Source organism: Actinomadura barringtoniae, from assembly GCF_017573505.1.
Taxonomy (GTDB): domain Bacteria; phylum Actinomycetota; class Actinomycetes; order Streptosporangiales; family Streptosporangiaceae; genus Spirillospora; species Spirillospora barringtoniae.
The window spans coordinates 18,316-41,277 of sequence record NZ_JAGEOJ010000038.1; the positions used below are offsets into that span (position 1 = coordinate 18,316).

Genomic DNA, 22,962 nt, shown 5'->3' on the forward strand with positions numbered 1-22,962 from the left:
TGGATGACAGGAATGGAGGCGCGGCGGGGACGTGTCTTGGCCGCGTAAGGCTTCTGGTGCGGCTCAGGGCGGTGACTTGGGTTGGTCTGGCATGCGATACGTGTTGAGGGCAGCCACCCAGCTCACTCCTCGGCGAGTGGCTTTGGGCATGGTTCGGACGTTCGAAGCAAGGTCTCGGGGGCTCTTGGGGGTGACGCGCGCTGCCGTGTTGGTTCGGTGTGCTCGGTCGAGTGAGTTCATTGCCGGGGATCGGGTTGCGGTGTGGGTGGTCATGCCGCCTCCATTCGGGGCTCGTAGGTGTGAAGGTCAAGCTCTTCGACGAGAGCCGAACAGAGGTCCGTGAGGGAGCCTCGTCGGGCGGCTCGGGGGAAGTCACCCTGCTCTAGGGCTGCGGGGAGACGTCGGTCGCGTTCGAAGGTGCCGCTGGGCGGGAGTGCCAGCGATTCGGCGATCACTTTCGGAGTCAGGCCGCCTGGAGACGGACCGCGCACGATCAGGCGGAGTTCGGAGGTCTCGCGGCGAAGCGCTGCGGCCTGCAGGTTGGCTGCGACGGCCGCACGGACCTCGGCCGGTACGAGGAGGAGGGTCAGGTCGGACGCCCTGAGCGCCGTTCGACCGATGTCTCCCAGGTGACTCGGTACGTCCACGACGACCAGGGCGAACCCGCGTACGGCGGCGTCTAGAAGCGACAGGATCGCTTCGGGCGCGACGGGCACCGGGTCTTCGCGAGACCACGAGAGCACGGAGAGATCTCCCAGACGTGGGAGCGCCTGGCGGAGAGTGGCCGCGCTCAGCCTGCCTTGCCGTTCGGCGAAATCAGGCCAGCGGGCGCCGTCGTACTCCTCAAGCCCCAGGACCAGGTCGAGGCCACCGCCAAGGGGATCGCCGTCCACCAGGAGCGTTCGCAAGCCCTGGCGTGCGGCAGTCAGCGCCAAGCCTGCAGCGAACACGCTCGTGCCGGACCCCCCTCTGGCACCGGTAACGCAGATCATGGTGCCGAAGCCGTCCACTGGTTCGGCCGCCGATGCGAGCGCGTCGATCAGCCAGGCCTCGTCGCGAGGCAGCAAGGCCAGATCCTGCGCCCCGATCTCGACGGCTTGACGGTAGATGTTCTCGGTCTCACTCTCCCTGCTGACGAGGACGACGCCGGCGCGGCGCTGTGGCTCTGCCGCGGCGACCTCGTCGGCTAAGTCGGTCCCCACGAGGACGAGGGGCGGACTATGCCAGGACGGGCGTGCTTGGTCGGGGTGGTGGGCGACCTCGGCCTGGGCGTTGGCCGCTGCTGCTAGCCGCAGCAGGTCGTCCTGAATGGTGGGGTCGGCGGTCACGATCATCGCCGCACTGGCCATCGGGGCCTCCTTCGCGTTCGGAGGTCTCCACCATGCGCCGCCGCGGTCGGGATCTGGAAGACCTTCCCCAACCTGTGGATAACTTCTTGAAATGGCTGGTGAGAGCCACCTACCTCGCCTTGGCACGAGCGATGACGCCTGAAGAACAGGCCTCTGACCTGCACGTTTGACCGAACGAGCCAATGACGGCGGCGTGGAGAGCGGCGCCAGCGGGGTGATTGCGAGCGAGACCACACGTGGAACTGCACTGCGGGCGGGACTACATGCAGCACCGGACTGCATGAACGCTGGGCTGCATGCGGCGGGACTGCACGCCGCGGGACTGCGCAAGGCAGTCCGGCATTGGACCGCGCGGCGCTGAGCCGTGGACGGGACGGCACGCGCCAATGCACTGCGCTCCATCGAACTGTGCACGGGTGGAATGCACGACGCTGGATTGCGCTGCACTGCGCTGCGCGGGATTCAACAGCGCGGCGCTGGGCTGTGCGGGACCGGCCTGCGCGGGCTCTGCACTGCACGGGCGCTGCACTGCACGGGCGCTGCACTGCACGGCGCTGAACCGCTCCGGGGCTGAACGCGCACGGGGCTGAACCGTGCGGCGCCGGCCTGTCGATGGGGCGGCACGCGGCGCTGCACTGCACACCGTCGAACTGCACTCTGCTGGGCTGCGCAGGGCTGGGACTGCGCGGGAATTAACTGCGCGACGCCGGGGCTGCGCGACGCCGGACGGCGCGGGGCTGGCCTGCGCAACGGGGCTGGACCGCGCATGGCCCAACTTAGCGACGCTGGAATGCGCGGCGCCGGACAGCGCAGGGCTGGGCCGCGCAGGGCTGGGCCGCGCAGGGCTGGGCCGCGCAGGGCTGGCCCGCGCAGGGCTGGCCCGCGCGGGGCTGGGCCGCGCAGGGCTGGGCCGCGCGGAGCCGGGCCGCGCGGGGCTGGGCCGCGCAGGGCTGGGCCGCGCGGAGCCGGGCCGCGCGGGGCTGGGCCGCGCAGGGCTGGGCCGCGCAGGGCTGGCCCGCGCGGGGCTGGGCTGCGCAGGGCTGGGCTGCGCACGGCTGGGCTGCGCAGGGCTGGGCTGCGCGGGGCTGGGTCACGCACGGCTGGGCTGCGCACGGCTGGGCTGCGCAGGGCTGGGCTGCGCGGGGCTGGGTCGCGCGGAGCCGGGCCGCGCGGGGCTGGGCTGCGCGACGCAGGACAGCACAGGGCTGGCTTGCATGGAACTGGCCCACGCTGGGGCTGGGCTGCGCAGGATCGGACCGTAGGGCCAGCCTGCGCGGGCCTGAACGGCGGAGGCCGGACGGCACGTGGCCGGACTGGGCGATGGTGGAGGAGGCTCCTCTGGGCGTCGGTCGCAGAGGGATGTCCACAGGTGCAGGGCAAGCGCGAGAGCGGGCGCTACTCACGCTCGAGCGCCAGAGGTGCGTTGTGGAAGTGGGCCCGTGGCGGAGACGACGGCGTCGGGACCGCGCGCTGGTGCCTGTGGGCTTGTGCTGTGGACGGACGCGCTCGCGGTGGGCGGCGTAGGTAGACGCACCTCTTGATGGCGGTGCTTCGGCTGGGGTGCGCTGAGGTTCTTGGGGTGGCTGGAGTGAGGGATGCGTTAGGGGTGTTGGCTTTGCGACGGAGTCTGCGTGTGGCCCGCTACGTGGGTGTTTGGCGCATGGCGGCAAGGAGCTGGTGACGCTGCGCGGCGGGCGCGGGGTGGGACGTTGGGCGGTGGGCTGGTTGTTCGGCACAGCCCACCGCCCGTGGCCTTGGGGGCGGCGGTGCCGCTACCCCAGGCATAGGGCGACCCCCGCCGGGGGGGAGAGCGGGGGTCGCCTAACGGTCCGGCTCCGGGGGGGTAGAGCCGGCCCGTTTTCCAAGAAAGTCCTCGAGGGAGATCACGCTATGCGAGACGCAAGTTTGATCTATAGGAGAAGCAAAGTCGTTGTCCCCAGTCTAGGCAGATACAACATATGCTGCCCGATCGTCGAGACTTCCGTCGAGCGGCAAAGTCGCCCTGACGGGTGACGTTTTTTCTCACTTGGTTGTGGTGATCCCTACCCCCGGGACCGAACCGCCCTCGGAGGCGGCACCTTCCCCGCCCGGGACGATGATCCCGCCTGTAAGGATCCGCCCGGAAGTGGGAGCGTACAGCACATCTAATGATCGTTCCGTCGCGGTACGAGATCGGCTACCAAAAAGAATCGATCACACTCCGTGATCGAATCACGGAGTTGCCGGACAGTCGCCGATACGGCCGGGAATGGCGCGTTCCATGGTCGTCAGTGCCTCCGGCGGCGGGCCGGCATGACTGGTCGTTACGGGTACGGGTGTCGCCTTTGGGTGGTCGCTTTTACGAATAGGGGCTTGTCATCAGGGCGAATGAGGCGTAGACAGGTTCTACGGACCAAGTGTCCGAGCACGGCAGCCGGGCACCCACGCGCGACCAGCCGCGGGAGGCGCGTCGAGACGGGCTTGACCCGCTCCGACGAATATGAGGTGCACGCTTGGTAACCCGGTGTGACGTGACTGGCGACGGCGTCCCCTAGTGATAGGGACGCCGTTCGCTACGTCTGAGGCCGAATCGGAATCGACACGCCGGACGGGCATTGGCCGTAGGGGCCCATAACGCGGCATGTCCGACTTGCGAGCCGACGTCACCGAATCGCGCGGAGGTTGTCGCCACTCGGTTAGGTGGCTGGATCGTCGTCCGGTCGTACGGCCAGGCCGAGAGACGTCGCGAGAACGACGGCCTGCAGCGGGTCGATCACGGCATTGCGGAGCTCGACCGTGTAGGGGTCGATCGAGGAGATCTCGCTGCCACGCAGATCACTGCCGGAAAGGTCAGCCTTGTGCAGCATTGCCCCGGAAAGGTCGACTCGACGCAGTGACGCGCCGGCACAGCGCGCGCCGGTTAGGTCCGCCTCCCGGAGACGTACGTCGCTGAAGGCGGCGCGCCGCAGGTCCGCCCCGGGCAGACCGGTGAACGACCAGTCGCCGCCGCTGACCTTCATCAGATCGTACGTGCAGCCGTCGAACATGCTGCCCACGAACTTGCAGCCCGTGAAGGTGGCGTCGAAAAAGCCGCACCGGACGAACGCGCAGTTGAGAAAGGCCGTGTCGATGAAGGTGGAGGCGTTGAACCGTGCACCCCGGAACGTGCATTCGGAGAAGACCGCGCCCGTCGCGTGCGCCTCGGTCATGTCCACGTCGATGAGCAGGACGTTCGCCTGTTCCTCGCCCGTCAGGTCGCGGGAGTCCCAGTTCTCGGACCGTACGGTGGTATCGGTGGGCGGAGCAGGAGCGCCGTGCGGCCGGTCAGCCATGCCTACCTCCGAGAACGCCCATATCGGCGACCGTACCCGCGAGGTCGGACACAACCGCCACCGCGCGGTGGCGGAGCGCTCAGTCGGCTAGGGCACGCCCGCCCGCGGCTGCGCGGCCTTGATGCGGCGGCCGGCGTTTGGAGGGGCTAGTGAACGAGGGCGCAGGCTACTCATGCGCGGAGGCATTCGCGTCAGTCGCGCAAAGGCCCAGCGGCGCTAGGCCAGTGTTGGGTTGGTCACGCAGAACGCGTCTTTGACCGTTCAAGCCCGCATCTGTCGCCCGGAGCCTGTGGCGCTGGCTGGGGCGGCGTTCACGCTGAGCCGTATGCCTGGCCGGCCATTAGAACGCGGGCGTTGGGCGGCCAAGAGGCTGAGGGCTAGAGGCCAGCTGTGTGTCGCGTTGGACTCTGTGGGGGCAGCCGCGCTGAGCCGTATGCCTGGCCGGCCCTCAGAACGCGGGCGTTGGGCGGCCAAGAGGCTGGGGGCGGAGGCGGAGGCGGAGGCGGAGGCGGAGGCGGAGGCGGAGGCGGAGGCGGAGGCGGAGGCTGGCTGTGTGTCGCCTTGGGCTCTGAATGGCGGTTACAGCTTGGCGTGGGCCTGCAGGGCGGCCAGGGCGGCCTGGGGGGTCAGCCTCGGAGGAAGGCTTCGCAGATTGCTTGGGAGTCGCGGGCGGCGGCTGCGGCGGCATCGGCGCAGTGGCGGATCCAGGTGGCTACGCCTTCGGGGGTGCCGGACGCGTAGGCGCGCAGGGATTCCGCGTACTGGTCCTGGAGTTCGGCATGGCCGACCTCGGGGGCGGTCAAGGACTTGGGGTCGAGACCGCGGGACACGTAGGTGAGGCGTTGGGCGGCGCGGGCCACGATGCCGTCGCCCCAGCCGAACGGCCTCAGCGTGAGGAGTTCGCCGTGGACGATTGCTGCTACCACTAGGGCCGGAGCCTTGGTCTGCGACGTCAGGAGACCGCTGAGCATGTCCAGGCGTCCTGCCACTTCCGCAGGGGAAGGGGGCTCGCCCAGGCCGAGGATGTCCTTGACGACCGTTCCCTCGCCGCGTGGGCGACCCAGGTCCGCCTCGTCGACGGCGTCGGCGGCAGCGAGTACGTGAAGGCGCGCCAAGACCTGCCTTGGCGCCTGACGCCAGGTCTCGGCCAGCGAACCCAACTCGGCAGAGACGCGCAGTGCGCCCTGGACGACCGGGTCGGTTGGGCTCTCGCCGCTCCGGAGCTCATCCAGCGTGACCGAAGCGCCTTCCAGTACGGCTGAGGCACGGGCGCCGCGCAGTGCGGACTCCGTCGACACCTCGGCACTGCGCCTACGCAGGATCCGGTGGCCCAGCAGCCGGTCCACCGCCTTGCGGGCGTCGGCGACGGCGTCGTCCACTCCGGGCAGGGCGGCCACTTGGGCGAGGGCATCGGTCACGTGCCGACCTTATGCGGTCGTCGATGCTGGCTCCGCAGGCCCCTCACGCTTCAGCCCCCTTCCGGGCTTCCGGCGCCCCGGTACCTGCCCCCTCCGGGCTTCCGCCTCCCAGGGCATCTGGATCCCGGCTGGTGGCCCCCGGGCATCCCGCGCCCCCGACATCCGGCCCCTCCCGCATCGCGTCCCTCCGGCGTCGGCTGCGCTTGGCCGGGTAAGGCTGGCCCCGCGTTCAGAGGGCTGGGGACCTGATGGGCAGAGGGGCCTGATGGGCAGAGGGACCGGACGGGCGGACAGGCCGGAGGCGGAGGGGGACAGGCCGACGGGCAGAGGGGCGGAGGGTTGATCCGGTGGTTAGCGGACATTGATTTGTTAGGACGAGAATGTGCAGGTCCGGCTGTGGCGGGCATCACTGAGCATCCGCCGGGGGCCGGGGAGCTGGTGAGCCTTGATCCGCGCTCATGGGGGAGGACTTGTGAGCGGGGACACTTCCCTGGTGAAGTGGGCTCACCGGGCGCCTCCCTCTTTCGCTAGCAAGGAGTACGCGTTGAGCCAGAATCAAGAGACACTTTCGAACCTGCTGCAGGAGACGCGGCGCTTCGCCCCGCCCGCGGAGCTCGCGGCGGACGCCAATGTCACGGCGGCCGCGTACGACGAGGCGGCGGCGGATCGGCTCGGGTTCTGGGAACGGCAGGCGGACCGGCTGACCTGGGCCAAGCGGTGGGACCAGACGCTCGACTGGAGCAACCCGCCGTTCGCCAAGTGGTTCATCGGCGGCGAGCTGAACGTCGCGTACAACTGCGTGGACCGGCACGTCGAGGCCGGGCGCGGCGCCAAGGTCGCCTTCCACTGGGAGGGCGAGCCCGAGGGCGACACCCGGACGATCTCGTACGCCGAGCTGCAGAGCCAGGTCAACAAGGCGGCGAACGCGCTGCTCGAACTCGGTGTCCGCAAGGGCGACCGGGTCGCGATCTACATGCCGATGATCCCCGAACTCCCGATCTCGATGCTGGCGTGTGCCCGCATCGGCGCGACGCACTCGGTGGTGTTCGGCGGGTTCTCGTCGGAGGCTCTTCGCACCCGGATCGACGACGCCCAGGCCAAGCTGGTCATCACGGCGGACGGCGGCTACCGGCGCGGCAAGCCGTCGGCGCTGAAGCCGACCGTCGACGAGGCCGTCGCCCAGACTCCGAGCGTGGAGAACGTCCTGGTCGTTCGGCGAACGGGGCAGGAGACAGCCGACACCGACCGCGACGTGTGGTGGCACGACGTCGTGGACCGGCAGAGCGACCAGCACACCGCCGAGCCGATGGACTCCGAGCACCCGCTCTACATCCTCTACACCTCCGGTACGACGGGTAAGCCGAAGGGCATCCTGCACACGACCGGCGGCTACCTCACGCAGGTCGCCTACACCCACCACGCGGTGTTCGACCTCAAGCCGGAGACCGACGTCTACTGGTGCTCGGCCGACATCGGCTGGGTGACCGGGCACTCCTACATCGTGTACGGCCCGCTCGCGAACGGTGCGACCAGCGTGATGTACGAGGGGACGCCCGACACGCCGCACCGCGGCCGCTGGTGGGAGATCATCGAGAAGTACAAGGTCTCGATCTTCTACACCGCACCGACCGCGATCCGCACGTTCATGAAGTGGGGCGACGACATCCCCGCGCAGCACGACCTGTCGTCGCTGCGCGTGCTGGGCAGCGTCGGCGAGCCCATCAACCCCGAGGCCTACGTCTGGTACCGCGAGCACATCGGCGCCAACAAGACGCCGGTCGTGGACACCTGGTGGCAGACCGAGACGGGCGCCATCATGATCAGCCCGCTGCCGGGCGTGACGTCCGGAAAGCCGGGCGCGGCCATGAAGCCGCTGCCGGGCATCGTCGCGGATGTGGTGGACGACCAGGCGCAGTCCGTGCCGAACGGCGGGGGCGGCTTCCTTGTGCTCCCCGAGCCGTGGCCGTCGATGCTGCGCACCATCTGGGGCGACGACGAGCGGTACGTGAAGACGTACTGGTCGCGCTTCGACGGGCTCTACTTCGCCGGTGACGGCGCCAAGAAGGACGACGACGGCGACATCTGGCTGCTCGGCCGGGTGGACGACGTGATGCTGGTGTCCGGCCACAACATCTCGACGACCGAGGTGGAGTCGGCGCTGGTCTCACACCCGAAGGTCGCCGAGTCCGCCGTGGTCGGCGCGACCGACCCGGTCACCGGCCAGGCGATCGTCGCGTTCGTCATCCCGCGCGGCAGCGCCGGCGAGGAGGTCGAGGGCGAGGACTTCCTGAAGGAGCTGCGCGACCACGTGTCCAAGACGCTCGGCCCGATCGCCAAGCCCCGCCAGATCATGATCGTTCCGGAGCTCCCGAAGACCCGGTCCGGCAAGATCATGCGGCGCCTGCTCCGCGACGTGGCCGAGAACCGCAGCATCGGCGACGTCACCACCCTCGCCGACAGCACGGTCATGGACCTGATCTCCGAGAAGCTCCCCAGCGCCAAGTCCGAGGACTGACCAAGGACCCACGACGTCGGCCGAAATCCCACGACCCGCCGACACGACGGCACCCCGACGCCCCGGCGCCCGACAACGGGCCCGGGGCGTCCGCTATGCATACGGCCCCGGGGCGTTCGGCACTCACGCGGGCCCAGGGCGTTCGGCACCCACGCGGCCGCCATGCTGCGGGCCCGGGGCCCTCGGCGTGCATGCAGCCCGGCCCTGCGGGGCGGTCTGGGCTGGTGGGCGGGCTTGAGGGGTGATCTTCTCGGGTACGTTGATCAGCAGGTGTGCCGGGAAGTCTGGTCGGCGGGGGCCGTTCCGTTCCGGCTTATGGCGGGGACGGGCACGGCGCTCGAGCCAGTCCGTCCGCTCACCGCTCGGGGGATCAATGCCGCGTCGTGTCGCCGCCATGTGGCCGTTCAGGCCGACCGTCAGGTACAGCCGCAATCTGACGGAGGCGTTGCGCACCGAGACGATCGGCGGCGTCATCATGCTGGCGGCCACGGTCGCGGCGCTGGTCTGGGCGAACACGCCGTGGGCGTCGGCTTATACGAAGCTGCAGAAGTACGAGCTGAGCCCGTCGTGGCTTGGCCTGGACCACATGGACCTGCAGCACTGGGCGTCCGGCGGGCTGCTCGCGGTCTTCTTCTTCATCGCCGGCGTCGAGCTGCGCGAAGAGCTCACGCACGGCGAGCTGCGCAATCCGCGAGATGCGGCGCTGCCCGTGATCGCGGCGTTCGCGGGCGTCGCCATGCCCGCGTTGCTGTTCCTCGCGGTCAGTTCCGGAACGGGCGGGGCGGCGCGAGGGTGGGCGGTGCCGACGGCGACCGACATCGCGTTCGCGCTGGCGGTGCTGGCCGTCACGTTCTCGCAGTGCCCGGCGCCGCTGCGCGCGTTCCTGCTGACGCTCGCCGTGGTGGACGACCTGATCGCCATCACGATCATCGCGATCTTCTACACCGACAAGCTCGCCTTCCTGCCGCTCGTGATCTCGGTCCTGCTCGTCGCGCTGTACGGGGTGCTGCAGGCCAAGGGGTTCCGTTCGCCCTGGGTGTACGTGCCGCTGGCGGTCGCCGCCTGGTATTTCATGCAGCGCAGCGGCGTTCACGCGACCGTCGCGGGCGTCGCGCTCGGCATGCTCACGAACCCGACCGAGACCCCGGACGAACGCCCCACCAACGCCGAGCAGGCCGACCATCAGCTCCGCCCGTTCGTCGCGGGCGTGTGCGTGCCGCTGTTCGCGTTCCTGTCGGCCGGCGTGGCGCTCAGCGGGCCCGCGCTGAACGCCGTCTTCCACGACCGGGTGGCCCTCGGTGTGATCGCCGGACTGGTGATCGGTAAATTCGTCGGCGTCTTCGGCGGGGCGTGGACGGCCGTACGGTTCGGCCTGGCCACTCTCGGAGAGGAGCTGCACTGGCGGGAGATCGCGGGTGTGGCGTTGCTGGCCGGTGTCGGCTTCACGGTTTCGCTGCTGATCGGCGGTTTGGCCTACCCCGACCCGGAACAATTCGAGAGAGTGACAACAGCGGTCCTGATCGCGAGCCTCATCGCGTCGGTGGCCGCCAGCATGGTCTTCCGGCACCGGGTCCGGCAGCGCGCACGTACCGACGGCGAAGTCGCCGCCACGGGTTGACGCCCACGTGACTCCCACGTGGACGCCTCGTGCAGGCGCCTTCGCGGGCACCCGCGTGGACGCCCACGTGACGCCCCGCGCGAGCGGCGGTACGGGTGCGGTGCCGGGGTGACGCATGCCGAGTAGCACGACCGACCGCCCGGCTGCCAGGCTGATGCGGCCCCCGCCGTTCCCTGGGGCACTGGAAGGAGAAGCGATATGACCGAGGCACTGCCGGGCGAACGCATCGAGGACAAATCCCTCGGTGAACTGGTCGCACTGGCTTCCAGCAACGTCTCGAACCTCATCAGGTCCGAGATGGATCTGGCCAAGCTGGAGCTCAAGGACGACGCCAAGAAGGCCGCCCTGGGCAGCACCATGTTCGCCGTCGCCGGGCTGTGCGCCGGGATGATCGTGATCCTGCTGTCGATCGCGCTGGCGTACGGGCTGGTCGCGATGGGGATCTGGCACTGGGCGGCGTTCCTCATCGTCTCCGGTGTGTACGCGCTGCTCGCGCTGGTACTGATCGGCATCGGCTACCTGCGGATGAAGAAGATCGACGGCGCCAAGCGCAGCCGCAGGCAGTTGCGCGAGGACTTCTCGATGCTGCGCAAGCGCGGCGAGGACCGTGACGAGGACCGCGCGGTCGCCGGCCCGGACGCGCGCGAGCTGACGGACTGACGAACGATGACCGGGCGCGACGCGTTCTCGGCCATCGAGGTCGAGGGACCCTGGACCCACCGGGCGGTGAGCGCCGGCGGGACCCGTTTCCACGTCGCGGAGATGGGCGAAGGGCCGCTGGTCCTGCTGCTGCACGGCTTCCCCGAGTTCTGGTGGTCGTGGCACAACCAGCTGGTCTCGCTCGCCGCGGCGGGCTACCGCGCGGCCGCAGTCGACCTGCGCGGGTACGGGGGCAGCGACAAGCCGCCACGCGGCTACGACCTGGTCACGCTCGCGAGCGACGCGGCCGGGCTCGTACGGGCGCTGGGCGAGGCGAACGCGGTGGTGATCGGCCACGACCTCGGCGGCCTCCTCGCCTGGACGATGGCGGTCTACCACCCGAAGGTCGTACAGCGGCTGGGCGTGGTGAGCGCACCCCATCCGCTGCGGCTCCGGCAGGCCCTGCGCGGTGACGTACGCGGGCAGACCTGGGCGACGCGGCACACGCTCGGCTTCCAGGTGCCCGCCTGGCCCGAACGGCGGCTGGTACGCGACGACGCGGCGCTGGTCGGCCGGCTGCTGCACGAGTGGTCGGGGCCCGGCTGGCCGGACGAACGCACCGAACGCCTCGTACGCAAGGCCGTGCAGATCCCCGGCGTCGCGCACTGCGCGCTGGAGTACCACCGCTGGCTGTTCCGCTCGCAACCGCGCCCGGACGGCATCCGGTACGCGCGCCGCATGCGCACGCCGATCCAGGTGCCCACGCTGCAACTGCACGGCGCGCTCGACCCGTGCATCCTGCCCGCGAGCGCGCAAGGCTCCGGGCGGTACGTGGCCGCTCCCTACCGATGGAAGCTCATCGAGGGAACGGGGCACTTCCCGCACCAGGAACGCCCGCGATCGTTCGACGCCCAGCTGATCAACTGGCTGCAGGACCCCGAACCCGAGCGCTGACCGTACGGCGCGTACCGTGAAGTCGTGGCGCGCGATCAAACCCCGGCGCAGAGCCAAGCGCAGAACGAGGCGCAGGCGCCGAACGAGGCCCAGCCGCGGAACGAGACGTCGCGGCGCGACCGCGACGAGACGGGCCGAGCCCGCAACGCCCGCCCGCGCGACGCGTACGGCCGCCCTCTCCCTCGCGGCTCCGTCGGCGAGCCCACCATGCCCGACGATCTCGACCTGCCGCCCGCCGAGGCCCTGATCGAGGCCCAGCGGCTCCTGGACGCCGACCGCCCCTTCCACGCCCACGAGGTCCTGGAAGCCGTATGGAAGGCCGCCCCCGAGTCTGAACGCGAACTGTGGCGAGGCCTGGCCCAAGTGGCCGTAGGCATCACCCACCTACGCCGAGGCAACACCCGAGGCGCCCAAGCTCTCCTGTCCCGAGCCGCCGACCGCCTAGAGCCCTACGCCACCGCCCCACCGCACAACATCGACGTCCAAGGCATCATCACCACAGCCCGATCCCTGACGAACAGCCCTGCTCAGCAGGGCGATGCCATCCGCCTCCGACTCATCCGCTGAGACCGCCGCCAGGCAAGGCACGGGCGGGCACAAGCACAGCCGTCCCAGGCGCACGCGTGCGACAGGCGCTCAAGCACAGCCACACCCCGCAGGCGGCAGCGACCCACCGCCCAGGCGCGCACAGACGTAGCAGCCACAGGAGCGCACAGGTACAGCCGCCGCAAGCGGACACACGCACGCACCCGCAGGCGGACACACGCACGCACCCGCAAGCGGGCAGACACAGGCACCCGCAGGCGGGCAGACACAGGCACACAAGGACAGGCCCCCGCAGGCGGGCACACCTGCAGCCGCCGCAAGCGAGCCGCTACAGGCGGGGGACGAGCGCTTGGTCAGTCGGAGCAGCCGTCGGTGGAGACGGGGATGGTGGCGTCCTGGCCGACTCGGGCGTCGACGGCGACTTCCTCGGAGGTGAGGGCGTAGCCGGTGGGGGTCGAGGTGTCCAGGGCGGCGGCGAAGATGACGCCGTAGACCGAGCCGTCCTTGGCCAGGAGCGGGCCACCGGAGTTGCCGGGCTCGACCACGCCGCGGATGGCGTAGATCTCGCGGCTGACCTTGCCTGAGTGGTAGATGTCCAGGCCGGTGGCGGTCTGCCGGGCGCGGACGCGAGCGGCCAGGGCGGTGAACGGGTGGCCCTTCGGGAAACCGGCGATGATCGCGTCGTCCTGGACCCGGGCGGGGCCGGCGAACCTCAGCGGCTTGGCCTGGAGGTCCGGAACGTACAGGACGGCGATGTCCTTCTTGGGGTCGTACAGAACGACACGGCCACGCACCTCGGGGTGCGTCAGGCTCTTGACCGTCGACGCGCCCTGCGCGCCCGCGACCACGTGGGCGTTGGTCATCACGTGGTTGGGCGCGAAGACGAAGCCGGTGCCCTCGATCCGCCGCTGGCACTGGGGCGCCGTGCTGGTGATCTTGACGATGCTCTTCTCCGCGTCCTTGAGCACCGGCGTGTTGAGGATCGCGTCGTTCGGCGGCGGCACCTCGGCGACCGACTCCCCACCGAGGCCGTTGAAGACCTGCGGGAACTTGCTGCTGGCGACGAAGCCCTTGAACGAGGAGAACCACGTCTGCGCCTGGCCGGGCATCACGTCGTTGACGCCCTTGATGATCGACGACCCGTTCACCTGGGTGCGGACCGGCTTGAACTCCGAGTGCGCGACCAGCGTTCCGAAGAACCACGCCACGATCAGCAGCGACAGGGCGCTCACCACGGCGCCGCCCGCGGCGTCGACCTGGCGCGCGTTCAGGCCCGTCACCCGGTTGCGCAGCACGGCGCCCGCCGAGGACGCGATGAGCTGGCCGAGCGTGGCCGACAGGAAGGCGATCACGATCGCCAGCAGTGCCTGCTGCGCCGCGCCCTCCACGGCCGCCTCGGCGATCGGTGGCGCGATGAGGACGCCCACGACGCCCCCGCCGACGAAACCGACGAAGCTCAGCAGGCTCACGATGAAGCCCTGCCGGTAGCCCGACACCGCGAACAGCACGATGAGGACAAGCAGGATCAGGTCGAGAAGGTGGTCGCCAAGCACCGCTTCACCGTATAGCGCGAACACCCGTGTTCACGTCCCCTCAGTGGACCAGATTCGGCGACATCACGTAACCGTGGGGAGCGATGCGCCTTTGTCCCGGTACGCGAAGGGGATGAGAGCGAGGCAAGAACGGGCGCTCAGACCGGGGAAATGAGAGTGGTCAGCCTCGGGCGGCCAGGTTGAGGACTTCGGGGGGCAGGTCCTCTACGTGGTCGGTGTCCCAGGGGCGTTCCCAGCCGCCCACCTGGAGGATTTGGGTGAGGATGCCGGCGGTGAAGCCCCAGACGAGCATGCCATGGACGCGGAACGCGGGGCCGAGCCTCATGCCGGACGGGTGGCGTACGGTCAGGCGGTTGGCCGGGTCGGTGAGCTCGGCGATGGGAACGCGGGAGACCAGGGCGACCTCGCCCGGGTGGCCCGGCGAGACCTCGGTCGGCTCCCGCCACCAGGCCGCCACCGGGGTGACGCGGTAGTCGCTGCGGCCCAGGTAGAGCTCGGGCAGAACGGCCAGGACGTCCACACCCTCGGGCCGTACGCCGCATTCCTCGCCGGCCTCCCGGAGCGCGGCGGCGACCGGGCCGTCGTCCTCGGGGTCGATGCGGCCGCCGGGGAACGCGGGCTGCCCGGCGTGGTTGTTGAGCGTCGCGGCGCGTTCGGTGAGCAGGATGTCGGGCCCCTCGGCCCCTTCCCCGAAGAGGATCAGCACGGCGGCGGCGCGCGCCGTGGCGGAGTTGGCCCGCATGACGGGAGGCACAGGCATGCCCGGCGCCTTCGCCAGGAAGGCGTCGAGCCACTCGGGGTGGGCAGCCGTTGTGTCCGTCACGCCAATCCCAACCCGATCAAGTCCAGAATCCTTCCCGAAACGTTCGACACCCCCGCCGCGATGGCGGGCGGGCTCAGTTGGGCGGGCCGTCCTTGACCAGCTTGCGGGCCTCCTCGGCGTCGATCGGGCCTTCGCCGTACGAGGGGCACAGGTCCGCGAGGGGGCAGACGCCGCAGGCGGGGCGGCGGGAGTGGCACATGCGGCGGCCGTGCCAGATCAGCCGGTGGGACAGCATCGTCCAGTCCTTGCGCGGGATCAGCTCGCCGACCTCGTGCTCGACCTTGACCGGGTCGGTCTCCTGGGTCCAGCCGAAGCGGCGGACCAGGCGGCCGAAGTGGGTGTCGACCGTGATCCCCGGGACGCCGAACGCGTTGCCCAGCACGACGTTGGCGGTCTTGCGGCCCACGCCGGGCAGGGTGACCAGCTTGTCCATGGACGGCGGGACCTCGCCGCCGAACTCGTCCCGCAGCGCCACCGACAGGCCCATGACCGACTTGGTCTTGGCCCGGAAGAACCCCAGCGACTTGAGGATCTGCTCGACGTCCTCGGGGTTGGCCGCGGCCAGGTCCTCGGGCGTCGGGTACTTGGCGAACAGCGCCGGGGTGGTCATGTTGACCCGCACATCGGTGGTCTGTGCCGAGAGCACCGTCGCGATCAGAAGCTGGAACGGGTTCTGGAAGTCCAGCTCGCAGTGCGCGTCCGGGTAGGTGTCGGCCAGCACCCGGTCGATCTTCCGGGCCCGCCGGACCAGCCCCAGATGTGTCTCTTTCGCAAACCTGCGAGCCCGCGCCGCAGGAGTCTCCACCCTCGCCATGCGGCAAGCGTACGGGCACCCTGCGACAAGAACGCCGCTCTCCGCCATCACGACCGTTCTGGCCTGCGAGAACCCCGGTGTCGGCGCGGCCCGCCAGCGATCATTACCGTACGAGCATGGCTCGTGACGCCGAGCTGGACTCGCTCCAGACCACCGCGGAGCCCTGGGAGGCCCACGACCGGATGGTGATGGCGACCGGCTTCTGGGTCATGCCCCGGCAACTCCCAGCGCCTACCAAGACCCCGATGATCAAGACCCCGACCAGGCGAGTGTCCAGATAGGTGAACATCCAACGGATCAGGACGTTCAGCAGGGCAACGGCGACCTCGGCAGGACCTCGGACCGGACTCCGGCGGCCTGACCTCGGGGTCCAGGGCCTGAATCCGGTCAGGCCATGACGCAGAGCATGGCCCGTTTTGAATAGGATTGTCGCTCTTGCTCCAGTGGACCATTGGTGGGTGATGAGCCCGGTGTGATGCCATTCACCCAGCGGTCCGTACACTGGAGTAACAAGAATCGTGATGCCCGGCCGTCGGGACGGACGCTGGTGTCCGAATGGACGCCCGGGTGCCGGTGGAGCGGTTCGAGACGCGAGGGCTGAGGAATTTCGGTCCTCCGTTTCGGCGCGCCGTGGCCCCACCTTCACGTACGCGGTGGGACGTACGTCACACTAAGCATGTAGGTGTTCGAGGAGGAGAAGCGTGACCGACCGCGACGTGGACGTTCTGAGCAGAGCTCCGCTCTTCGAGGCCCTCGACGAGCAGGGGGCCAAGGCGCTGCGCGCCAACGTGACCGAGGTGCGCCTGGCCCGCGGTCAGACGCTCTTCAACGAGGGCGAGACGGGCGACCGCCTGTACGTCGTTCTCGAAGGCAAGATCAAGCTGACCAGGACGGCTCCCGACGGCCGCGAGAACCTGCTGAGCGTGCTCGGCCCGAGCGAGATGTTCGGCGAACTGTCGCTGTTCGATCCTCGCCCGCGGACCGCGAGCGCGATCGCGGTGACCGAATGCCGTCTTGCCGGACTGGGCCACGATGACCTGCGGCCTTGGCTGACCGGCCACCCGGAGGTCGGCGTTCAGCTGCTGCGCGCCCTGGCCCAGCGGCTGCGCAAGACCAACGACATCATGGCCGACCTGGTGTTCACCGACGTGCCCGGCCGCGTGGCCAAGGCCCTCCTCGACCTGGCCGAGCGTTTCGGCCAGCCGTCCGAGGCCGGGCTGCACGTCCACCACGACCTCACTCAGGAGGAGCTCGCCCAGTTGGTCGGCGCCTCCCGCGAGACGGTCAACAAGGCCCTGGCCGACTTCGCGCAGCGCAATTGGCTGCGGATCGAGGCCCGAGCGGTGGTCATCCTCGACATCGAACGCCTCCGCAAGCGTTCCAAGTAGGCACCACCACCCGCCGCCAGAGCTCCCAGCTCCCGGCACCCGGCACCCGGCACCCGGCACCCGGACCCACCCGAGCCCAAGGCACCGGCCCAGCACCCGGCGCCCAACCCGCCCGGGCACTCAGGCGCGTCGGTTACTTGCGTTCGTTGAGGTAGTCGAGCTGGGCCTGGACCGACCATTCGGCGGCGGGCCATAGGGACTGGTCTACGTCCGCGTAGACGACTTCAACGACTTCGCGGGCTGTGGTGGCGCCGTTTTCGACGGCGGCTTCGACCTGGGCTAGGCGCTGGCGGCGGTGGCCGATGTAGTGGTCCAGAGCGGCGATGGGGTCGTCCAGCTTGGGGCCGTGCCCGGGCAGGATGGTCGCCGCGCCCTGCTCCTCGGCGAACTTCCGCAGCCGGTCCAGGGAGCTCAGGTAGTCGCCGAGCTTTCCCTCGACGACCGTCGTCCCGTACCCCAGGACCGTGTCGCCGGTCAGCACCGCGCCGTCGGCGGGCAGCCAGAACGTCAGCGAGTCGTTCGAGTGGCCCGGCGTCTCCAGGATGCGCAGCTCCAGGCCGCCGGTGGTGACCACGTCGCCCTCGATCAGGCCTTCGTCGCCGAGGCGGTGGCGCGGGTCCATGGCCCGTACGGCGACCGAACCGGCCGGAACGCCTGCCGAGGCGGCGGCCAGCTCAGCGAACTTCTTCGCGCCGGCGGAGTGGTCGGGGTGGCCGTGGGTCAGCAGTACGAGTCCGACCCGGCGGCCCTGCGCAGCGACCGTTTCGACGACCCGGCTCAGGTGCTTGCCGTCCTTGGGACCGGGGTCGACGACCACGACCTCCTCGGCGCCCGGCTCGCAGATGATCCAGGTGTTGGTGCCGTCCAGGGTCATCGCGGACGGGTTGGGCGCCAGAACGCAGGTCGCCCGATCCGTTCCCATGCCGTCGATCTCGCTCATCTCACCCATCTTGCCCGAGCGACGATCAGGGTGATCAACCGGATTCCAGCCGAGACGGTCGAGGTGACGCAGCGCGGACGTTCCGCTGAGCCGCCACATGGCCGCCTGCCACAGCGGCGCCTTGTACCTGGCCAAGCGGCGCGGAAGCATCGCCGCCCCCTTTCGAGGATGTGCCCTGGCCACAGCCTTCAGGCGATCATCCCTGTGGATAGTGGTGCGCGGCGCTCTCGGGCAGAACGAGGTACGGCTCGCCGTCGACGATCTCGCCCTTGGGCTCCAGGACTTCGATCTCGCGTTCAGCGGCCAGAACGTCGGCGACGGTCTCGTACTCCGCGAGTTCGGCGAGCGTGGCCAGCGTCGGCGGCAGCATGAACCACTCGCCGGCCATCGCCCGTTCGGCCGCCTCGGCGGGACGGACCCAGGCGACGCGGTCGGCCTCGGTGCTGACGTCGCGCGCCCGCTGGCCCTGCGGCATCGCCGCGACGAAGAACCGCGTGTCGTAGCGCTTGGGCTCGATGGCCGGGGTGATCCAGTGCGCCCACGGGCGCAACAGGTCGGAGCGCAGGACCAGGCCGCGCCGGTCGAGGAACCCGCGCAGCGACACCGAACGGTCGAGCAGCGCCTGCCGGTCGGCCTCCCAGCCGTCGCCGCGCGTGTCGTCCACGACCGAGTCGCCGGTCGGCCCGGCGAGCAGCACGAGGCTCTCCTCGAACGTCTCGCGTACGGCGGCGCAGACCAGCTCGCGCGCCACCGTCTCGCTCGCCTTGAACGACGCGCCCCACTCGGCGGCGGCCGGACCGGACCAGCCGATGGTGGCGTCACCGTCGCGCGCGTCCACCGACCCGCCGGGGAACACGTACGCGCCGGGCGCGAACGCCATCGACGACACGCGCCGCAGCAGGAACGCCTGCAGCCCGTGCTCATCGTGGTCGCGCAGCACGACGACGGTGGCGGCGTCCTTCGCCGGCACCGGTTGGTAGGTGCCGTCGAGGATCCCCTGGATCTGCTCCCGGAACTGGTCCGGCAGCTTGAGCCCGTTCATCGTCGTCCAGTCGAACGCTTGATCCTCATGGGCGCTAATTCGGACACACCGAATGGGATTCCGTCAAGCCCCGCGACGGCCCCTCGGCCGTCCCGCGACGGCCCCCTCGGCGACCCTTCGGCGACCCGAGCGTGGTCAGCCGACCCTGATCGACACGGAGCGGGCCAGCCGACCGCAGCTACACGGAGCGGGTCAGCCGACCTCGACGATCAGCTCGACCTCGACCGGCGAGTTGCGTGGCAGGACCGAGACGCCGACGGCGCTGCGGGCATGCCGCCCCGCGTCCCCGAACACCTCGCCCAGCAGGTCGCTGGCGCCGTTGATCACCTGCGGCTGGCCATAGAAGTCGGGCGCGCTGGCCACGAACCCGACGACCTTCACGACCCGCTTCACCTTCGACAGGTCGCCGACCTCGGCCTTGATCGCGGCGATCGCGTTCAGCGCGCAGGTCCTGGCGTGGCCGGCGGCCTCCTCGGCGCTCACCTCGGCACCGACCTTGCCGGTGACGACCAGCTCGCCCTTGACGATCGGGAGCTGCCCGGCCGTGTAGACCAGCGATCCCGTACGGGCCGTCGGGACGTACGACGCCAGCGGCGCGACGACGTCGGGGAGCTCGAGACCGAGCTCGCTGATGCGCTCCTCGGGCGTGGCCACCGTCACTGCTCCACTTCGCGCTTGAAGTAGGCCACCAGGTTCTCCGGGTTCGGGCCCGGCAGAACGGTGACGAGCTCCCACCCGTCCTGGCCCCAGTTGTCGAGGATCTGCTTGGTCGCGTGCACCAGCAGAGGAACGGTCGCGTACTCCCACTTCTTCATGGCGCTCAGCCTAGCGATCGCCCCACCGCCGACGGCCCACGGCGCCGGGTGGAAGCTGGAGTCGTCGCCCCCGCTCGAACCCCGAACGCAAGGAGGACGGACCCTTGGGGAACATCAGGCAGCCCCGGCCGGACGATCACACCACCCTCATCGCGGCCATCGAAGACTGGTGGGCCGACTCCCGCACGCCGGAGGAGGCGCGCGAGCTCTCCAGGCAGCTGCCCAAGCTCTTCCTGAAGCACTTCGCCGGAACGAGCCTGCTCATGGAGGGCGACGCCGGCGTCGAGGGCTTCCTGATCGGCTTCCACTCCGCCGACCATTCCGACGAGTCGTACATCCACGTCATCGGCGTCCACCCGGACAAGCGCAAGGACGGCGTGGCACGGGAGCTCTACGAGCATTTCTTCGAGAAGGCCGCCGCAGCGGGCCGTACGCGCGTACGGGCCATCACCTCGCCCCGCAACAAGGGGTCCATCGCCTTCCACCGCTCCATGGGCTTCACCCTCGAAGACGGCGACCAGGTGGTCGACGGCGTCCCCATCCACATCGACTACGACGGCCCCGGCGAAGACCGAGTCTCCTTCCGCCGCACCCTCCCCTAGGCCTCCAGACCCCCTGGGCCTATGGCCCCGTGGGCCCGTGGACTGGCGGGCCCGTGGCCCCGTGAGCCGGTGGCCCGGTGAGCCGGTGGCCCCGTGAGCCGGTGGCCCGGTGGCCCGGTGGGCCCGTGAGCCGGTGGGCCCGTGAGCCGGTGGGCCCGTGAGCCCGTGGGCCCGTGGGCCCGTGAGCCGGTCGGCCCGTGAGCCGGTGGACTCGTGGGCCCGTGAGCCGGTGGACCCGTGAGCCCGTGAGCCCGTGAGCCCGTGGACCCGTGAGCCGGTGGACCCGTGAGCCCGTGAGCCCGTGGACCCGTGAGCCCGTGGGCCCGTGAGCCCGTGGCCCGTGAGCCGTGGGCCCGTGGGCCGGTGGGCCCGTGAGCCGGTGGGCCCGTGGGCCGGTGGCCCCGTGGGCCGGTGGGCCCGTGAGCCGGTGGGCGCGTGAGCCGGTGGGCCCGTGAGCCCGTGGACCCGTGGGCCCGTGAGCCCGTGGCCCCGTGAACCCGTGGCCCCGTGAACCCGTGGCCGCGTGAGCCCGTGGGCCCGGGGGCCGCCCTGCAGCCCGTTCGGCCAGGCCCGCTGCAGGGCCTGGACAAGGGGCGCTAGCTCGGCGGACCTCGTCCTAGGCCTGCTCAGCCTTGATCATCACGCGGCGCAGCAGGTCGGACAGCTGCCGCCGTTCCTTCTCGTCCAGAACGCCGAGCAGGCGATACTCCTCGTTCCCCAGAACGTCCATCGCCCCCAGCCAGACCGCCCGCCCGTCCTCGGTCAGCTCGACATCGACACGCCGCCGGTCGGTCGCGGACGGCGTTCGGCGAACGTAGCCACGGCGATCGAGGGCGTCCAGCCGTCCGGTGATCGAGTTGGGCGCCATGCCCAGGTCACCGGCCAGTTCCGACGGCGCCGCCCGGCCGCCGCGCCCCGCCAGCGCGTGCAGCGTCTCGAACTCGTGCCGCTGCAGGCCGAAGTCCACCAGCGACTGCTCGCGGTGCCGCTTGAGATGCGCCGACAGATAGTGAACGCGGGTGACGGCGCCCTCGATCTCGGGGTCGAGGTCGGGCAGAACGGGCAGCCATCGCTCCACGTGCAGGTCGGTCTGGTCCCTGGGCTCCTCCATGGCACCCGAGCTTATCCCGACATCCTTCCCTCCAGAATAATTCGTTGACGAACTATTCTCCACCGAACTATATTGCGAGCCATGAGCACGCCTCATCCACTCCGCGACCGGACGTTCCGGCTGCTGTTCACCGCCAGGGCGCTCTCCCTGACCGGCGACGCGGCCGTTCCCGCCGCGCTCGCGCTCGCCGTCCTGCGCGTCACGGGCTCGTCCTCGGCACTCGCGCTCGTCCTGGCCTGCGCGATGATCCCCCGGCTGATCCTGCTGCCGATCGGAGGCGTGGTCGCCGACCGCCTGAACGCCCGTACGGTCGCCATAGCCACCGACCTGGTCAGCTTCGTCGCCCAACTCTTCGCCGCGTTCGAACTCCTCAGCGGCCACCCCAAGCTCTGGCATCTCGCCATTGCCCAGGTCATCAGCGGCGCGGCCGCGGGCTTCGCGGCGCCGACCATCTCCTCGCTCGTCGCCGGGACCGTTCAGCCACACTCCCTCCAGCGCGCCAACGCGGCACTCAGCATGGCGAACGGCGCCACCCGCCTCGCCGGCCCCGCGCTCGCCGGAACGTTCGTGCTGACCGTCGGGCCGGGCTGGACGTTCCTGCTCGACGCCGCGTCCTTCGGCGCCAGCGCCGCGCTCCTCGCCCTGATCACCGTCCGGCACGTACCGTCGCCGCGCCGTTCCCTCCGCGCCGACCTGGCCGAGGGCTGGTCGGAGGTCAGGTCACGCGACTGGTACTGGTCGAGCCTGATCGCTCACGGCGTGTGGAACGGGGCCATGGGCGTCATGCTCACCCTCGGCCCCGTCCTGGCGGTCGACCGGCTCGGCGGCGAGGGCATCTGGATCGCCACCCTCCAAGCCGGGGCGCTCGGCCTGGTGCTCGGCTCGTTCCTGGCCTCCCGGATCCGCCCCCGCCGCCCCATCCTCATCGCGAACCTGGCCCTGGCAACGTTTGCCGCGCCCCTGGCCCTGCTGGCCGTGACCGCGCCCGCCCCGCTGGTCATCGCCGCGTACGGAATCGCCCTCACCGGCCTGGGCATCCTCAACCCAACGTGGGAGACCGTCGTCCAGACAACGGTCCCCCCGCAGGTCCTGGCCCGCGTCACCTCGTACGACTGGCTGCTCTCCCTGGGCGCCGCACCCCTCGCCTACGCCCTGGCCCCGGCCGCCGCCTCAGCCTGGGGCCCCTCCGTCCCCCTGGCCATCACCGCCGCCCTGGTCGGCACCGCCTGCCTGGCCACCGCCGCCGTCCCCGGCGTACGCAACCTGACCGCCCCAACCCCCACCCACCAGCAAGAAGCCCCATCCGCCCCAGCCACCGCACCCGCCAACTAGCCCCACGCGACCGAGAGCCAGGTGAACGCCAGACGAGCAGCGCAAGCAGGAATGAGCCGAAGCGCGAGGCGCCGAGCCCCCGCGCCATCGTGGCCTTTGTGTGTGGATCGCCGGTCGTAACTGCGTTGGCCGCACGGGCTGCCTGCTGACTGCCTCATTCCGGCGCGGGCGGGCCACCACCAGGACCACCTC

At 70.4% G+C, this 22,962-nt stretch carries 20 protein-coding genes; 9 read left to right on the forward strand and 11 right to left on the reverse strand.

Annotation, left to right across the window (positions count from 1 at the left end):
• Window positions 1-269: 269 nt before the first annotated feature.
• The 3 genes from ssd to J4573_RS51225 all read right to left on the reverse strand — a co-directional run bounded on the left by ssd (window position 270) and on the right by J4573_RS51225 (window position 6,078).
• Window positions 270-1,349 (reverse strand): septum site-determining protein Ssd, encoded by a 1,080-nt coding sequence (ssd, locus tag J4573_RS51215; RefSeq protein ID WP_208263753.1) that lies wholly within the window; start codon window positions 1,347-1,349, stop codon window positions 270-272.
• A gap of 2,675 nt (window positions 1,350-4,024) precedes the next feature.
• Window positions 4,025-4,660, reverse strand: a complete 636-nt coding sequence (locus J4573_RS51220; protein ID WP_208263754.1) for a pentapeptide repeat-containing protein — start codon at window positions 4,658-4,660, stop codon at window positions 4,025-4,027.
• Window positions 4,661-5,286: 626 nt separating this feature from the next.
• Entirely contained in the window at window positions 5,287-6,078 is a 792-nt protein-coding gene (locus J4573_RS51225; RefSeq protein ID WP_208263755.1) for a Fic family protein, read from the reverse strand.
• Window positions 6,079-6,622: 544 nt separating this feature from the next.
• Here J4573_RS51225 and acs point away from each other — a divergent pair.
• From acs to J4573_RS51250, 5 genes are all read left to right on the forward strand, one after another.
• Window positions 6,623-8,593, forward strand: a complete 1,971-nt coding sequence (gene acs, locus J4573_RS51230) for an acetate--CoA ligase (protein WP_208263756.1) — start codon at window positions 6,623-6,625, stop codon at window positions 8,591-8,593.
• 373 nt (window positions 8,594-8,966) lie between these two features.
• A complete protein-coding gene (gene nhaA, locus J4573_RS51235; RefSeq protein ID WP_208263757.1) occupies window positions 8,967-10,211 on the forward strand; it encodes a Na+/H+ antiporter NhaA in 1,245 nt (414 codons plus the stop codon).
• A 198-nt stretch (window positions 10,212-10,409) separates the two neighbouring features.
• Window positions 10,410-10,871, forward strand: a complete 462-nt coding sequence (locus J4573_RS51240) for a phage holin family protein (RefSeq protein ID WP_208263758.1) — start codon at window positions 10,410-10,412, stop codon at window positions 10,869-10,871.
• 6 nt (window positions 10,872-10,877) lie between these two features.
• A complete protein-coding gene (locus J4573_RS51245) occupies window positions 10,878-11,804 on the forward strand; it encodes an alpha/beta fold hydrolase (RefSeq protein ID WP_208263759.1) in 927 nt (308 codons plus the stop codon).
• Between the two features lie 24 nt (window positions 11,805-11,828).
• Entirely contained in the window at window positions 11,829-12,371 is a 543-nt protein-coding gene (locus J4573_RS51250) for a DUF309 domain-containing protein (RefSeq protein WP_208263760.1), read from the forward strand.
• 332 nt (window positions 12,372-12,703) lie between these two features.
• Here J4573_RS51250 and J4573_RS51255 read toward each other — a convergent pair whose 3' ends face one another.
• The 3 genes from J4573_RS51255 to nth all read right to left on the reverse strand — a co-directional run bounded on the left by J4573_RS51255 (window position 12,704) and on the right by nth (window position 15,540).
• Window positions 12,704-13,903: a MarP family serine protease gene (locus tag J4573_RS51255; protein WP_208263761.1), complete on the reverse strand. Its 1,200-nt coding sequence runs from the start codon at window positions 13,901-13,903 to the stop codon at window positions 12,704-12,706.
• A 160-nt stretch (window positions 13,904-14,063) separates the two neighbouring features.
• Window positions 14,064-14,726 carry an NUDIX hydrolase gene (locus tag J4573_RS51260; RefSeq protein WP_372443050.1) on the reverse strand — a complete coding sequence of 221 codons (663 nt, stop codon included), beginning with the start codon at window positions 14,724-14,726 and terminating at the stop codon, window positions 14,064-14,066.
• 73 nt (window positions 14,727-14,799) lie between these two features.
• Window positions 14,800-15,540, reverse strand: a complete 741-nt coding sequence (gene nth / locus J4573_RS51265) for an endonuclease III (RefSeq protein WP_208263762.1) — start codon at window positions 15,538-15,540, stop codon at window positions 14,800-14,802.
• A gap of 116 nt (window positions 15,541-15,656) precedes the next feature.
• Between nth and J4573_RS51270 the strand changes: the two genes are divergently transcribed.
• Together J4573_RS51270 and J4573_RS51275 are read left to right on the forward strand one after the other, a co-directional pair.
• Window positions 15,657-15,821 carry a hypothetical protein gene (locus J4573_RS51270; protein WP_208263763.1) on the forward strand — a complete coding sequence of 55 codons (165 nt, stop codon included), beginning with the start codon at window positions 15,657-15,659 and terminating at the stop codon, window positions 15,819-15,821.
• A 420-nt stretch (window positions 15,822-16,241) separates the two neighbouring features.
• Entirely contained in the window at window positions 16,242-16,928 is a 687-nt protein-coding gene (locus J4573_RS51275) for a Crp/Fnr family transcriptional regulator (protein WP_208263764.1), read from the forward strand.
• Between the two features lie 133 nt (window positions 16,929-17,061).
• On the opposite strand, the gene J4573_RS51280 is transcribed toward J4573_RS51275, so the two are convergent.
• From J4573_RS51280 to sp36, 4 genes are all read right to left on the reverse strand, one after another.
• Complete coding sequence (locus J4573_RS51280) at window positions 17,062-18,018, reverse strand: MBL fold metallo-hydrolase (protein ID WP_243774956.1); 957 nt, start codon at window positions 18,016-18,018, stop codon at window positions 17,062-17,064.
• A gap of 46 nt (window positions 18,019-18,064) precedes the next feature.
• Entirely contained in the window at window positions 18,065-18,910 is an 846-nt protein-coding gene (locus J4573_RS51285; protein ID WP_208263765.1) for an NUDIX hydrolase, read from the reverse strand.
• A gap of 192 nt (window positions 18,911-19,102) precedes the next feature.
• Window positions 19,103-19,564: a RidA family protein gene (locus tag J4573_RS51290; protein WP_208263766.1), complete on the reverse strand. Its 462-nt coding sequence runs from the start codon at window positions 19,562-19,564 to the stop codon at window positions 19,103-19,105.
• Between the two features lie 2 nt (window positions 19,565-19,566).
• Entirely contained in the window at window positions 19,567-19,725 is a 159-nt protein-coding gene (sp36, locus tag J4573_RS51295) for a Sp36 family protein (RefSeq protein WP_157420262.1), read from the reverse strand.
• A gap of 104 nt (window positions 19,726-19,829) precedes the next feature.
• On the opposite strand from sp36, the gene J4573_RS51300 reads away from it, so the two are divergent.
• Window positions 19,830-20,327, forward strand: coding sequence for a GNAT family N-acetyltransferase (locus tag J4573_RS51300; RefSeq protein WP_208263767.1), 498 nt, complete (start codon window positions 19,830-19,832; stop codon window positions 20,325-20,327).
• 616 nt (window positions 20,328-20,943) lie between these two features.
• Here J4573_RS51300 and J4573_RS51305 read toward each other — a convergent pair.
• Window positions 20,944-21,438 carry a MarR family winged helix-turn-helix transcriptional regulator gene (locus J4573_RS51305; protein ID WP_208263768.1) on the reverse strand — a complete coding sequence of 165 codons (495 nt, stop codon included), beginning with the start codon at window positions 21,436-21,438 and terminating at the stop codon, window positions 20,944-20,946.
• An 81-nt stretch (window positions 21,439-21,519) separates the two neighbouring features.
• Here J4573_RS51305 and J4573_RS51310 point away from each other — a divergent pair, with 81 nt between their 5' ends.
• The gene (locus tag J4573_RS51310) at window positions 21,520-22,770 is read left to right on the forward strand and encodes an MFS transporter (RefSeq protein WP_208263769.1); all 1,251 of its coding nucleotides are present in this window, start codon (window positions 21,520-21,522) and stop codon (window positions 22,768-22,770) included.
• Window positions 22,771-22,962: the final 192 nt, after the last annotated feature.

What these genes read in the sequence shown, in the direction of transcription:
- ssd (WP_208263753.1), bottom strand. Translation starts at nt 1,349, where the DNA reads ATGGCCAGTGCGGCGATGATCGTGACCGCCGACCCCACCATTCAGGAC.
- J4573_RS51220 (WP_208263754.1), bottom strand. Translation starts at nt 4,660, where the DNA reads ATGGCTGACCGGCCGCACGGCGCTCCTGCTCCGCCCACCGATACCACC.
- nhaA (WP_208263757.1), top strand. Translation starts at nt 8,967, where the DNA reads ATGCCGCGTCGTGTCGCCGCCATGTGGCCGTTCAGGCCGACCGTCAGG.
- J4573_RS51240 (WP_208263758.1), top strand. Translation starts at nt 10,410, where the DNA reads ATGACCGAGGCACTGCCGGGCGAACGCATCGAGGACAAATCCCTCGGT.
- J4573_RS51245 (WP_208263759.1), top strand. Translation starts at nt 10,878, where the DNA reads ATGACCGGGCGCGACGCGTTCTCGGCCATCGAGGTCGAGGGACCCTGG.
- nth (WP_208263762.1), bottom strand. Translation starts at nt 15,540, where the DNA reads ATGGCGAGGGTGGAGACTCCTGCGGCGCGGGCTCGCAGGTTTGCGAAA.
- J4573_RS51270 (WP_208263763.1), top strand. Translation starts at nt 15,657, where the DNA reads ATGGCTCGTGACGCCGAGCTGGACTCGCTCCAGACCACCGCGGAGCCC.
- J4573_RS51280 (WP_243774956.1), bottom strand. Translation starts at nt 18,018, where the DNA reads ATGCTTCCGCGCCGCTTGGCCAGGTACAAGGCGCCGCTGTGGCAGGCG.
- J4573_RS51285 (WP_208263765.1), bottom strand. Translation starts at nt 18,910, where the DNA reads ATGAACGGGCTCAAGCTGCCGGACCAGTTCCGGGAGCAGATCCAGGGG.
- sp36 (WP_157420262.1), bottom strand. Translation starts at nt 19,725, where the DNA reads ATGAAGAAGTGGGAGTACGCGACCGTTCCTCTGCTGGTGCACGCGACC.
- J4573_RS51305 (WP_208263768.1), bottom strand. Translation starts at nt 21,438, where the DNA reads ATGGAGGAGCCCAGGGACCAGACCGACCTGCACGTGGAGCGATGGCTG.
- J4573_RS51310 (WP_208263769.1), top strand. Translation starts at nt 21,520, where the DNA reads ATGAGCACGCCTCATCCACTCCGCGACCGGACGTTCCGGCTGCTGTTC.